General features: G+C 69.7%; 12 protein-coding genes and 1 riboswitch. Of the genes, 11 read left to right on the plus strand and 1 reads right to left on the minus strand.

The annotated features are described in order from the left end of the window. Positions 1-16: 16 nt before the first annotated feature. Positions 17-93, plus strand: a riboswitch (S-adenosyl-L-homocysteine riboswitch). A 23-nt stretch (positions 94-116) separates the two neighbouring features. From ahcY to mtgA, 4 genes are all read left to right on the plus strand, one after another. Then, positions 117-1547 (plus strand): adenosylhomocysteinase, encoded by a 1431-nt coding sequence (gene ahcY / locus C8D93_RS08260; protein ID WP_110264687.1) that lies wholly within the window; start codon positions 117-119, stop codon positions 1545-1547. 46 nt (positions 1548-1593) lie between these two features. Beyond that, positions 1594-2460, plus strand: coding sequence for a methylenetetrahydrofolate reductase [NAD(P)H] (metF, locus tag C8D93_RS08265; protein WP_211307263.1), 867 nt, complete (start codon positions 1594-1596; stop codon positions 2458-2460). A 43-nt stretch (positions 2461-2503) separates the two neighbouring features. Further along, positions 2504-3130: a trimeric intracellular cation channel family protein gene (locus tag C8D93_RS08270; protein WP_110264688.1), complete on the plus strand. Its 627-nt coding sequence runs from the start codon at positions 2504-2506 to the stop codon at positions 3128-3130. A gap of 65 nt (positions 3131-3195) precedes the next feature. Beyond that, positions 3196-4125: a monofunctional biosynthetic peptidoglycan transglycosylase gene (mtgA, locus tag C8D93_RS08275; RefSeq protein ID WP_245903854.1), complete on the plus strand. Its 930-nt coding sequence runs from the start codon at positions 3196-3198 to the stop codon at positions 4123-4125. Positions 4126-4138: 13 nt separating this feature from the next. Here the strand turns inward: mtgA and C8D93_RS08280 are convergent, their stop codons facing one another. Beyond that, a complete protein-coding gene (locus C8D93_RS08280) occupies positions 4139-4999 on the minus strand; it encodes an SdiA-regulated/phytase-like domain-containing protein (RefSeq protein WP_110264690.1) in 861 nt (286 codons plus the stop codon). Positions 5000-5360: 361 nt separating this feature from the next. On the opposite strand from C8D93_RS08280, the gene thiD reads away from it, so the two are divergent. The 7 genes from thiD to ftsX are packed head-to-tail and all read left to right on the plus strand — an operon-like array spanning position 5361 to position 12725. Further along, positions 5361-6140: a bifunctional hydroxymethylpyrimidine kinase/phosphomethylpyrimidine kinase gene (thiD, locus tag C8D93_RS08285; protein WP_110264691.1), complete on the plus strand. Its 780-nt coding sequence runs from the start codon at positions 5361-5363 to the stop codon at positions 6138-6140. Further along, positions 6137-6796 carry a thiamine phosphate synthase gene (thiE, locus tag C8D93_RS08290; RefSeq protein ID WP_110264803.1) on the plus strand — a complete coding sequence of 220 codons (660 nt, stop codon included), beginning with the start codon at positions 6137-6139 and terminating at the stop codon, positions 6794-6796. The genes thiD and thiE overlap by 4 nt, the downstream gene beginning before the upstream one ends. 26 nt (positions 6797-6822) lie before the next feature. Then, positions 6823-8109 carry a glutamate-1-semialdehyde 2,1-aminomutase gene (gene hemL, locus C8D93_RS08295; RefSeq protein WP_110264692.1) on the plus strand — a complete coding sequence of 429 codons (1287 nt, stop codon included), beginning with the start codon at positions 6823-6825 and terminating at the stop codon, positions 8107-8109. 9 nt (positions 8110-8118) lie between these two features. Next, positions 8119-10122, plus strand: a complete 2004-nt coding sequence (locus tag C8D93_RS08300; protein ID WP_110264693.1) for a VTT domain-containing protein — start codon at positions 8119-8121, stop codon at positions 10120-10122. Further along, on the plus strand, positions 10119-11048 hold the full coding sequence (gene ftsY, locus C8D93_RS08305; protein WP_110264694.1) for a signal recognition particle-docking protein FtsY: 930 nt from the start codon (positions 10119-10121) through the stop codon (positions 11046-11048). The genes C8D93_RS08300 and ftsY overlap by 4 nt, the downstream gene beginning before the upstream one ends. A 32-nt stretch (positions 11049-11080) precedes the next feature. Beyond that, positions 11081-11788, plus strand: a complete 708-nt coding sequence (gene ftsE / locus C8D93_RS08310; RefSeq protein ID WP_110264804.1) for a cell division ATP-binding protein FtsE — start codon at positions 11081-11083, stop codon at positions 11786-11788. Then, positions 11775-12725, plus strand: coding sequence for a permease-like cell division protein FtsX (ftsX, locus tag C8D93_RS08315; protein ID WP_110264695.1), 951 nt, complete (start codon positions 11775-11777; stop codon positions 12723-12725). Before ftsE ends, ftsX begins: the two co-directional genes overlap by 14 nt. The last annotated feature ends 94 nt before the right edge of the window (positions 12726-12819 follow it).

Here is a 12819-nt window from a genome sequence, read left to right on the forward strand (position 1 = left end):
ATATACTCGACCTTCCGCCGCCGAGGGGCGTTGCGACCTGCGTACACCGCAGGCCAGGCTCGGCGGCCCCGTCTGCAACCGCGCCCACATCTGGCCACCACACCGAGAGTGAACGCATGAACGCCGTCATCAAGAATCTGCAGGACGCGGACTACAAGGTCCGCGATATCTCCCTGGCCGAGTTCGGCCGCAAGCGCATCCGCATGGCCGAGGAAGAGATGCCCGGCCTGATGTCGATCCGCGCCAAGTACGCGCCGCTGCAGCCGCTCAAGGGCGTGCGCCTGTCCGGCTCGCTGCACATGACCAAGGAAACGGCGGTGCTGATCGAGACGCTGGTCGCGCTCGGCGCCTCGGTGCGCTGGGCCTCGTGCAACATTTTCTCGACGCAGGACGACGCCGCTGCCGCGATCGCCGCCGCCGGCATCCCGGTGTTCGCCTGGAAGGGCGAGACGCTCGAGGAATACTGGGACTGCACGCTCGACATGCTCACCCATCCGGGCATGAAGGGGCCGGAGCTGATCGTCGACGACGGCGGCGACGCCACGCTGCTGATCCACAAGGGCGTGGAGATGGAGGACGGCGACACCTGGGTCGACTCGCCGTCCGGCAACCACGAGGAGCAGGTCATCAAGAACCTGCTCAAGCGCACCAAGACCGAGCGCCCGGGCTTCTGGAAGAAGGTCGCGGCCGACTGGCGTGGCGTCTCCGAGGAGACGACCACCGGCGTGCACCGCCTCTACCAGATGATGGAGGCCGGCAAGCTGCTGGTGCCGGCGATCAACGTCAACGACTCGGTCACCAAGTCCAAGTTCGACAACCTGTACGGCTGCCGCGAATCGCTGGCCGACGGCATCAAGCGCGCCACCGACCTGATGATCGCCGGCAAGGTGGCCTTCGTCGCCGGCTACGGCGACGTCGGCAAGGGTTCGGCGCACTCGCTGCGCGGCCTGGGCGCGCGCGTGATCGTCTCCGAGATCGACCCCATCAACGCGCTGCAGGCGGCGATGGAAGGCTTCGAGGTCAAGACCATCGAGGACGTGCTGCCGTTCGCCGACATCTACGTCACCACGACCGGCAACAAGGACATCATCACCCTCGAGCACATGAAGGCGATGAAGAACAACGCCCTGGTGTGCAACATCGGCCACTTCGACAACGAAATCCAGATGGATCGGTTGAATGCCTCGGGCGCGGTGCGCGACACCATCAAGCCGCAGGTCGACCGCTACACCTTCAACGACACCGGCCGCTCGCTGTACGTGCTCGCCGAAGGCCGCCTGATCAACCTCGGCTGCGCGCACGGCCATCCGAGCTTCGTGATGTCCAACAGTTTCTCGAACCAGACGCTCGCCGCGATCGACCTGTGGAAGAACAAGGACGTCTACGAAAAGACCGTCTACCGTCTGCCCAAGCAGCTCGACGAGGAAGTCGCGCGCCTGCACCTCGAGCAGATCGGCGTGAAGCTGACCAAGCTGACGCCGGAGCAGGCCGCCTATCTCGGCGTGCCGGTCGAAGGCCCGTACAAGCCGGATCACTACCGCTACTGAGGACGTGCCGAGGGGCCGCGAAAGCGGCCCCTTTGCTCTGCGCGCCATGACCGCACAAAAGATTCAATTCTCTTTCGAGCTGTTTCCGCCCCGCACGCCCGCCGGCTGGGACAAGCTGCCGGCGCTGGCCTCTGCACTGGCCGCGGTGCAGCCGGCGTTCTTCAGCGTGACCTACGGCGCCGGCGGCTCGGAGCAGAACGGCACCTACGACACCCTGATCCGCGTCGTCGAACAGACCGGCATCGAGACCGCACCGCACCTGACCTGCATCGGCTCGACCCGCGCCAGGATCGGCGCCCTGCTCGACCAGTACCGGGCGGCCGGCGTCACCCGCATCGTCGCGCTGCGCGGGGACCTGCCCGCCACCGCCGCATCGAGCGAGGCCCCCGGCGAACTGCGCTACGCCAGCGAACTCGTGGCCTTCATCCGCGAGACCCACGGCGATCACTTCACCCTCGAAGTGGCCGCCTATCCGGAAATGCACCCGCAGGCGGCGAACCCGGACGCCGACTTCGATGCCTTCCGCCGCAAGATCGACGCCGGTGCCGACGGCGCGGTCACGCAGTACTTCTTCACCGCGGAGGCCTACTTCGACTTCGTCGAGCGCTGCACGCGGGCGGGGATCACCGTTCCGATCGTGCCCGGCATCATGCCCATCACGAACCACGCGCAGCTGACCCGCTTCTCGGCCGCCTGCGGCGCGGACATCCCGCGCTGGATCCGCCTGCGCCTGGAGCAGTACCAGGACGACAAGGCCGCACTCCAGGACTTCGGCCTCGAAGTCGTCGCGCGCCTGTGCCGCGCACTGCTGGACAACGGCGCGCCGGGCCTGCATTTCTACACCCTCAACCAGGCCGAACCGACGTTGCGGCTGTGGCAGCACCTGGGTCTGCCGACGCCGACAGGGTCGTAGAGGCCTTCACCCCGGGTCACCGCATGGCGCACACTCGCGCGCCATGACCGCTGCCGCCCTGCTGCCGATACTCGACCTCGTCGGCGTTGCCGTCTTCGCGATCTCGGGCGCGCTCGCGGCCGGACGCAAGTCGCTGGACCTGCTCGGCGTGATCGTCATCGCGATCGTCACGTCGGTCGGCGGCGGCACACTGCGCGACCTGCTGCTCGACCGCACTGCATTCTGGATCGTCAACCCGAAGTACCTGGTGACGATCATCGTTGCCGCGCTCGCGACGATGGCCTACGTGCGCTTCCGTCGCCCGCCCGACAAGGCCCTGCAGGTGGCCGACGCCCTCGGCCTCGCATTCTTCGCCATCTCCGGGGCGCAGATCGCGGAAACCAGCGGCACCGGCGGCCTCATCGCCGTGGTCATGGGCACGATCACCGGCGTGTTCGGCGGCGTGCTGCGCGACGTGCTCTGCGCCGAAATCCCCATGATCCTGCGCAAGGGCAACATCTACGCGACCGCCGCCATTGCCGGGACCAGCGCCTATGTCGTGCTGCAGGATGCCGGCGTGGCAAGGCTCTGGTCAGCTGCGGCCGGTATGCTGGTCATCGCCGGCCTGCGCCTGGCCGCGATCATCTGGAGCCTGAGCCTCCCCGTCTTCACGATCAACGAGCGACGATGAAGCCGCGCCGTCCCCCGACCCTCCATCCACCCTCCCGACCGCCGGCGGCACCTCCGGCGAGCCCCTTGCTGCCGCAGCCGGCCCGGCGGCCGGCCGCTGCCACACCCGCGCCGGAACGGCTCACGTCCGATCCGCCGCTGCCGAGCCCGCCCCTGTCCCGGCGATGGCGCCTGCTGCCGGTGCTGATCGTCGGCCTGTTGTGGCTGCTGGGCTTGATCCTGGCCGTGGTCTTGGCCCTGCGCTGGCTGCCGCCGCCGACCACCGCCTTCATGCTCCAGAGCCCGGTCACGCCGGTGCGTTACGAGTGGGTGCCCGCCGAGCACATCAGCAATGCGATGCGCCACGCCGTCGTCGCCTCCGAGGATCAGAAGTTCTTCCAGCATCGCGGCTTCGACTTCGAAGCGATCGGCGATGCACTCGACGAGCGCCGCGACGGCGGCCGCCTGCGCGGCGCCTCGACCATCAGCCAGCAGACTGCGAAAAACCTGTTCCTGTGGTCCGGTGGCGGCTTCGCCCGCAAGGGCATCGAGGCCGCGTTCACCGTGCTGATCGAGACGCTCTGGGACAAGCCGCGCATCCTCGAGGTCTACCTGAACATCGCGGAGTTCGGTCCGGGCATCTACGGCGTCGAAGCGGCCGCGCAGGCCTTCTTCGGCAAGAGAGCCGCGCAGATCACCCCCGAGGAGGCCGCGCGCCTGGCCGCCGTGCTGCCCAGCCCGCGGCGCTGGAGCGCTCGCGAGCCGGGGCCCTACGTGCAGGAACGCGCGCGCTGGATTCTCGGCCAGATGGGCCATCGTCCGGCGGCGCCCGAATCGCTGCCCGACGAGGCCGACGCGGCGCTCCCGCAGACCGTCATCGAAACGGCGCCGGCGCAGGGTGGCGATGTCGATACCCGGGCCTTCGACGAATTCGAAGGCGAGTTCGGCGTTCCGCGGCCGATCGACCCCGACGAGCCGATCGGGTCGGCAAGCGGCGAAGCCGACGCCGAGGACTAGCCCGCGGCGATCGTCAGTCCACCGGAGTGACCTCGGGGGGCCGGCGCAACAGCGGCGGACGCTCGCCTTCGCTGAGCGCCCACCATGCGCCGTCGGCGTCGACCGTCAGCGCCTCGTAGAGCCGCTGATCGCGCGGCAGCGGCACCGACGCCTGCGGGCCGGCCGCGAGCGCGGCGCCCCAGTCCCCGGACGCGGCGGCGACGAAGCGCAGCACGCGCAGGTAGGTCATCACGAGCAGCTCGTGGCCGTTCGGATGCAGCACCATGGCGGTAGCGAGGTCGCGCCCCTTCCACCCCCGCGCCGACGCGCCCGTGTCCGCCATCACGCCGATACGGCGCGCAAGCTGTTCGTCGGGGCCGTCCAGATCCACGACATAAAGTTCCGCCGGCGGCACGCGCTTCTCGATCAGCAGGATCTGTCCACGGCGCTCGTCGACGGCGATGGCCTCGACATCGCGCGGGCCCTGCGGGAAGCGCAGTTGCAGAACGCGCTCGACCGCTGCCGTGCATGCCCCCGCTTCCGGCTCGACGAGCAGCAGGATCTGCACGCGGCGCCGCCAGGCCAGGTTGTCGCCGGTGTCGGCGATGGCGAGATGGGGTCTGCCCCGCCACTCGAACGCGGCGATGTCTTCCCAGTCACCCGCCGTGGCCTGCACCGCCACGCGCTCGCGCAGCCGCCCGTCGACGCCCAGGCCGTAGAGCACCGGCGCGTGACCGCTGTCGTTGTGCGTCCACAGCAGGCCCGGTTGCCGGCGTGACGCCGCCAGCCCGGAGGCCTCGGTCAGCTCGCCCGCGGAAACCAGACCCTGTGTCTGCCAGGACGGCGGCTCCGCGGCGCGCACAGGACTCGCGACGGCGAGACCCAGGACCAGCACAAGACGTGATATTCGATATGACAATGTGACTTACCGTGATCGAGGATGCACTTTAGGTTTGCGCGCTAACTCTCTTTTTTCCATAAAGAAGCTCGAGATTGCGCACAGCGATTGTGGATAAGTATGTGCACAGCCAACCGAACAATCGCCGGAAATGCCCGTCCCTGCGTGATTTCTGCGCATAGACGAGTTTCTATGCACAGGACTTTGTCATCTTGAATCAATGACTTGCACCAATATTGCGCCATTCTTGCAGGAAAGTGTCGCAATTTCGCGGCTTGCACGGCCCACGCACCGCCTCTGTGCATAACCGCTCGCACCCGTTTGCCGCACTGCGGCATCGGCCGCTTACACTGCGCCCATGACAACCGCCTCTTCTCCGCCGCTGGTCCTGTGCATTTCGGGGCACGACCCCGGCGGCGGCGCCGGCCTGCAAGCCGACATCGAGGCCGTCGGCGCCCAGGGTGCGCACGCGCTGGGTGTCATTACCGCGCTGACGGTGCAGGACACCCGCAACGTCCGACGCGTCGAACCCGTGGCCATCGACATCTTCGCCGATCAGCTCGAGCTGCTGCTTGCCGACAGCCGGATCGCCGCGATCAAGCTCGGCCTGCTCGGCAGCACGGCCCAGGTGCCCGTGATTCTCGACGCCATCGCGCGCTGCCGTGTCCCGGTGGTGCTGGACCCGGTGCTGCGCGCCGGTGGCGGCGGCACGCTGGCTGCCGACGCCACCGCCCGGGCGATCGCCGATCGACTTCTGCCGGCGGCCACCATCGCCACCCCCAACGCCGACGAGGCGCGTCGCCTGAGCGGGGAACCGACGCCGGCAGCCGCGGCCGCAAGGCTGCTGGCGACCGGTTGCGAACAGCTGCTGATCACCGGCGGCGACGAAGCCACGACCGAGGTGGAGAACCGCTGGTACCACCGCGATGGTCGCGAGATCTTGTTCCGCTGGCCACGCTTGCCGCAGGGCTTTCACGGTGCCGGTTGCACGCTGGCCAGCGCCCTGGCCGCGCGTCTGGCGCTGGGCGAGGCAATGAACGTGGCGCTGGACCGTGCACAGCGGTATGTCCACACCTGCCTCGAGCGCGCACTGCAGCCGGGACGGGGGCGCGCAATTCCGGGGCGGTGGCCGCGATGAGCGGCGCGCGGCTGCGCGGGCTCTACGCCATTACGCCGGATGCGCTGACGAGCGATCCGGACCGCCTGCTCGACGCCTGTGCCGCCGCGCTGCGCGGCGGTGCGCGGCTGCTGCAGTACCGCGACAAGCGCAGTCCCGCGCCGACACGCCTCGTGCTGGCGCGCACGCTGGCCACCTTGTGCCGCACGCACGGCGCGCTGTTGGTCGTGAACGACGATGTACGACTCGCGATCGAGGCGGGCGCACACGGCGTGCATCTGGGTGCCGGCGACGGCAGTCTGGCCGACGCCCGCAGGCAGCTCGGCAGCGCAGCCATCGTCGGCGCCACCTGCGGCAACGATCTGATGCGCGCCGACGCCGCGATCGACGCCGGTGCCAGCTACGTCGCCTTCGGACGTCTCTACCCCTCGCGCTCCAAGCCCGATGCGCCGCCGGCCGATCTGGCCACGCTGACGCTGGCGCGCGAACGCTGGCCGGTCGCCGTCTGCGGCATCGGCGGCATCACGCCAACGCTGGCACCGGCGGTGGTCGCAGCAGGCGCCGATCTGGTGGCTGCGATCGACGGCGTCTTCGGCGCGGCCGACGTCGAGGCCGCGGCCCGGGCCTATGCGCAGGCCTTCGATGCTGGAAACACAGCGGTAGAAACCGGAAACTGACGCCCCTTCCGGGCATCCCGTATCCCATGAACCGTTCCGAAGCGCTGTTCCAGCGTGCCCAGCAGACCATTCCCGGCGGCGTGAACTCGCCCGTCCGCGCGTTCAAGTCCGTGGGCGGCACGCCCCGCTTCATCGCCGCCGCGCAGGGCGCGTGGCTGACCGACGCCGACGGCAGGCGCTACGTGGACTACGTCGGCTCCTGGGGTCCGATGATCCTCGGCCACCAGCATGCCGACGTCACCGCCGCGCTGCAGGCGCAGCTCGCGGTGGGCGTGTCCTACGGCGCACCGACGGAGCTCGAGATCGAGATGGCCGAGCTGCTGTGCGCGCGCGTGCCCGGCATGGCGCAGGTACGCATGTGCAACAGCGGTACCGAGGCGACGATGTCCGCGCTGCGGCTCGCGCGCGGCGCGACCGGACGCGACTTCATCCTCAAGTTCGAGGGCTGCTACCACGGGCACGGCGACGCGCTGCTGGTCAAGGCCGGCTCCGGCCTGCTGACCTTCGGCGTGCCGACTTCACCGGGCGTGCCGGCAGACCTCGCCAAGTACACGCTGACCGCGCAGTTCAACGACCTCGAGTCGGTGGAGGCGCTCTTCGACGAGCATCCGGATGCGATCGCCGCGGTGATCGTCGAACCGGTGGCCGGCAACATGAACTGCGTACCGCCCGTCGCCGGGTTTCTCGAAGGGCTGCGCGCGCTCTGCGACCGTCACGGCACGATCCTGATCTTCGACGAGGTGATGACCGGCTTTCGCGTCGGGCCGCGCGGGGCATCGGGCCGCTACGGGGTGACCCCCGACCTGACCACGCTCGGCAAGATCATCGGCGGCGGACTGCCGGTGGGCGCGTTCGGCGGGCGTCGCGAAATCATGCAGCAGCTCGCACCGGTCGGCCCCGTCTACCAGGCCGGCACGCTGTCCGGCAATCCGCTGGCGATGGCCGCGGGGCTGGTCCTGCTCAGGCAGCTCGACGACGCGGCCCTGTATGAACGCCTCGAGACGACGACGGCGGAGCTGCTGGCCGGGCTGCAGGCTGCCGCGGACCGCGCCGGTGTCCCCTTCGCGACGACCCAGGTCGGCAGCATGTTCGGCCTGTACTTCACCGGAGGCGGAACCCCGAGCCGCTTTGCCGACGTGACCGCCTGCGACATCGATGCCTTCCGGCGCTTCTTCCACGCGATGCTCGACCGCGGCGTCTATCTGGCCCCGTCGGCATACGAAGCGGGTTTCGTGTCCGCCGCCCACACGACCGCCGAGATCGCACACACCCTGCAGGCCGCCGAAGCGGCCATGGACGCCATCCGAACCTGACGCGCGCGCATGCTCGCCGCCCTGCAGGAGTCGCTGGCCTGGGTCAACGCGCACCCGCACTGGGCGCTGGTGCTGCTGTTCGCCTTCGCGTTTCTCGATGCGCTGTTCGTCGTCGGCGTGTTTGTGCCCGCGGGGCTGGCCCTGTTCGCCGCCGGCGCACTGGTGGCCTTCGGCACGCTCGACCTGGGTCTCACCGTCTGCGTGGCGGCGCTCGGCGCCGTCTGCGGCGACGGCCTGAGCTTCTGGCTCGGCCGTCACTACGGAGAGCGCCTGTTCTCGTCGGCGCTGCTGCGCCGCTATCCGGAGGCGCTGGCCAACGGCCGACGCTTCTTCGCGCGCCACGGCGCGCTGTCGGTCGCGATGGCGCGCTTTCTGGGGCCGGTCCGCGCCATCGTGCCGGCGCTCGCCGGTGCCGCCGGCCTGCGCGTCGCGGCCTTCGCCGTCGCCGATCTCGTCTCGGCGGTGCTGTGGGCGTTCACCTTCGTGCTCCCGGGCGTGGCCTTCGGTGCCTCGCTGGGACTCGCCGCCGAGGTCGCCGGCCGGCTGGCGCTGCTGCTGCTGGCCCTGACCGTGACCCTGGCGCTGACGATCTGGCTGTCGGCGCTGATCGGGCGCGCGCTGCAGCGCCATGCCGAGGCCTGGATCGGCGCGATGCTCGACTGGAGCCGGCGCCACCGGCGTCTGGGCGTCTTCGGCGCCGCGCTCGCCGACCCGACGCAGCCGGAAACGCCGGCGCTGGCGCTGCTCGGCTTGCTGCTGTTCCTCGTCAGCGGTGTCTGGCTGTGGCTGTGGGCCGGCACCGGCATGCACGCCTACCCGTCCGCCTTCGATGCCGCGATCTTCCAGTGGATGCGCGACCTGCACACGCCCTGGGGCCTGGCGCTGGGCAACCGGCTGCTGCTGCTGGGGGAGTGGCTGGTCTACCTGCCGCTGGCGCTGGTCGCATTCGCCGGCCTGGCGGCGGCACGCAAACGCCGCGCCGCGGCACACTGGCTGGCCGCGCTGGCCTTCGGTGCACTGCTGTCGGCGGGTCTGCACACGATACCGACCGTGGCGCCGCCCCATGTCTTCTTCGGCACGCCGGCGCCGGCGGAGCATCTCGACCGCGATCTGGTGCTGTCGACCGTGATCTACGCGTTCCTCCCGATTCTGCTGTCGACCGGTGCGCCGCGACCGCTGCGGCGCCTGCTGATCGCCGGCAGCATCGTCGTGCTGATGCTGACGACGCTCGGGCGCCTGTACGTGGGCGCGCAGTGGGCCAGCGTGGCCCTGTTCCTCACGCTGGTCGGCGTGACCTGGGCGGCACTGCTCGGGCTCGGCTACTGGCGGCACCGGCCGGAGCGCATGCCGGCGGCGCGACTGCTGCCGCCGGTGCTGATCGCCTTCTGCGCCGGCACCGCGCTGGCGTGGACCACGCTGCGGATGCCGCCGGACGCCGCGGCCGCGCCGCGGCAGACGGTCAGCACCGACGCCTGGGCGACACGGCTCTGGCAGGCGCTGCCGCGCAGCCGCATCGACGTGTCCGGGCGCGACCGGCAGCCGCTGAACCTGCAGTGGGCGGCCGAACCGGCGGCGATCACGCAGGCACTGGCCGAACAGGGCTGGACGCGGCCGCCGCGCCTGTCCGGCAGCACCGCACTGCGCTGGCTCGCCGCGGAGTCGACCATCGCCGAGCTGCCGATCCTGCCGCAGGTCCACGCCGGCCATCATCCGGCGCTGAGCCTGCGCCGGATTCTCGACGACGACCGCGCCGAGCTGTTGCGGCTGTGGCCCTCCGGCCTGCAGCTCGACGACGGGCGTCCGATCTGGATCGGCGCCGTCACCGCGCTCGAGGCTCGCCAGCGCTACCGGCTGCTGAGATACCCGGTGTCAGCGTCGACGGCGCTGTCACCCGCACAGGCCTTTCCCGCAGTCGCCGGCCTGCGCCTGCAGCCGCGCGAGGAAGTGTGGCTGCTATCCTTCGACGACGACGGCGACAACACCGCCGCGCACCCCGCCTCCGCAAGCCGATGAGCACCACCGACAGCGGCACGATCCGCAAGCTGCGCGCGCGTCTGAACAAGGGCGACTCTTGGCTGACGCGCGACATCAGCACCTTTTTCCGCAACGATCAGCTCGACGACGACGCGCTCGACGAGATCGAGACGCGCCTGCTCACGGCCGACGCCGGCGTCGAAGCCACCGAATGGCTGATGCAGCGGCTGCGCGCCGAAGTTGGCGCCGGCCGCGTCCGCAATCCGCAGCAGTTGCGCGCGGCATTGAAGAAGTCCCTGGTCGAGCTGCTGGCGCCGGTCGCGCAACCGCTGCAGGTGCCCGACTTCATCCGGCCGTACATCCTGTTCGTCGCCGGCGTCAACGGCGTCGGCAAGACCACGACCATCGGCAAGCTCGCGCTGCGCTACAAGCGCGAAGGCAAGAGCGTGCTGCTCGCCGCCGGCGATACCTTCCGCGCGGCCGCCGTCGAGCAGTTGCGCACCTGGTCGGAGCGCGCCGGCGTGCCGATCCTCGCCCAGGGCGAGGGCGCGGACTCGGCCAGCGTGATCTTCGACGCGGTGCAGTCGGCCCGAAGCCGCGGCATCGACATGGTCATCGCCGACACGGCCGGGCGCCTGCACACGCAGGCGCACCTGATGGACGAGCTGCGCAAGATCAAGCGCGTGGTGCAGAAGCACGATCCCTACGCACCGCACGAGGTGCTGCTGGTGGTCGATGCCACGACCGGCGGCAACGCCCTCGTGCAGGCGCTGCAATTCCACGAGGCGATCGGCCTGACCGGCATTGCCATCACCAAGTTGGACGGCACCGCCAAGGGCGGTATCCTGCTGGCCATTGCGCGTCGTCTGGCTCTGCCCGTGCGCTTCATCGGCATCGGTGAGGCGGTGGAAGATCTGCAGCCGTTCGACGCGGAAGCCTTCGCGGAAGCGCTGATTGGGGAATAGGGTCTTCTTGTGAGACGGGCGTCGTGACCGAGCTGATCCGCTTCGACCAGGTCGGCTACCGCTACCCGGGCGGCCTCGACGTGCTGTCCGGCGTCAGCTTCGAGATCGCGCAGGGCGAGATGGTCTACATCACCGGCCCCAGCGGCGCCGGCAAGACCACGCTGCTGCGGCTGATGGCCGCGCTGTGCCGCGTCAACCGCGGGCAGCTCGTGGTCATGGGCCAGAACCTCGCGACGATCAAATCGCGGCACGTGCCGGCGTTCCGCCAGCGCATCGGCATGGTCTTCCAGAACTTCAACCTGCTCTACGACCGCACGGTGTTCGACAACGTCGCGCTGCCGCTGGTGATCCGCGGCTATGCGCACAACGACATCGGCCGGCGCGTGCGCGGTGCGCTGGACGCCGTGGGTCTGCTCGGCAAGGAGCGCGTGCTGCCGCTGACGCTGTCCGGCGGCGAGCAGCAGCGTGTCGGCATCGCCCGCGCCATCGTCACCAAGCCGGCGCTGATCCTGGCCGACGAACCGACGGGCAACCTCGACCCGGAGATGGCGCTGGAGATCATGCGCGGCTTCGCGCGCTTCAACGAGGCCGGCGTGACCGTCATGATCGCCACGCACGCGATCGACCTGATCGAGGCGCTGCCGAGGCGGATCATCCACCTTGAGCAGGGCCACATCACCGACAAGCGGCCGCGCGCCGCATCGCAGTTGCGGGAGACGCAGGCCGATGGCGCTCGTTGAAGCCGGCCTCGACCGTCCGCGCTGGTTCGCGCGCTGGACGCAGGAGCACCTGCGCGTCCTGTTCTTCTCGCTCGGCAAGATCGCGCGCGCGCCGCTGGCGGCGGGCCTCACAGCCCTGGTGATCGGCATCGCCCTGGCGCTGCCGGCAGGTCTGTACGTGGCCGTCAGCAACCTGTCCAAGATCGGCTATTCCTGGCAGGAGTCGCTGCAGATCTCGCTGTTCCTCAAGGACAGCGTCGCCAGCGATCGTGGCGCGGCGCTGGCGCGCGAGCTCGGGAACGAGGCCGGCGTCGCCGGCACGCACTACATCTCCCGCGAACAGTCGATGGCCGAGTTCCGGGAGCTGTCCGGGTTCGGCGAGGCGCTGGACCTGCTGCAGGACAATCCGCTGCCCGCCGTGATCGCGGTGACGCCGGAGCCGCGCCAGAGCAAGGCCGATGTCCAGTCCCTGCTGGAGCGCCTGACACGGCTGCCCGAAGTCGATCTCGCCAAGCTCGACCAGCAGTGGATGGAGCGTCTGTACGCGGTACTGGCGATCGCCGAGCGTGCGGTGGGCATCATCGCGCTGCTGCTGGGGCTCGCGGTAATGGTCATCATCGGCAACACCATCCGCCTGGATATCGAGGCCCGCCGCGAGGAGATCGAGGTCATGAAGCTGATCGGCGCGCCCGGCAGTTTCGTGCGCCGGCCGTTCCTGTACAGCGGGTTCTGGTTCGGCCTCGGCGGCGGCACACTGGCATGGATCCTGGTCGCCGTCGGCACCGGGATGCTGGAAACACCGGCCGCCGACCTCGCGGCGCTCTACGGCAGCGACTACCGGCTTGCCGGCCTGGGGGCGCGCGACGGTTTCTCGCTGATCCTCGCCGGCATCGTGCTCGGCTGGGCCGGCGCCTTCGTGACCGTCACCCGGCGCATCGCGCAGATCGAGCCCAAGTAACCGCAGGCGGCATATTCATATTCACAATCAATCCGTTGACTTGAATCAACGGAACTCCCGCGGCCCCTTAGCACTCTATTCAAACGAGTGCTAA

This window comes from Sinimarinibacterium flocculans (assembly GCF_003201205.1).
Taxonomy (GTDB): Bacteria; Pseudomonadota; Gammaproteobacteria; order Nevskiales; family Nevskiaceae; genus Solimonas; species Solimonas flocculans.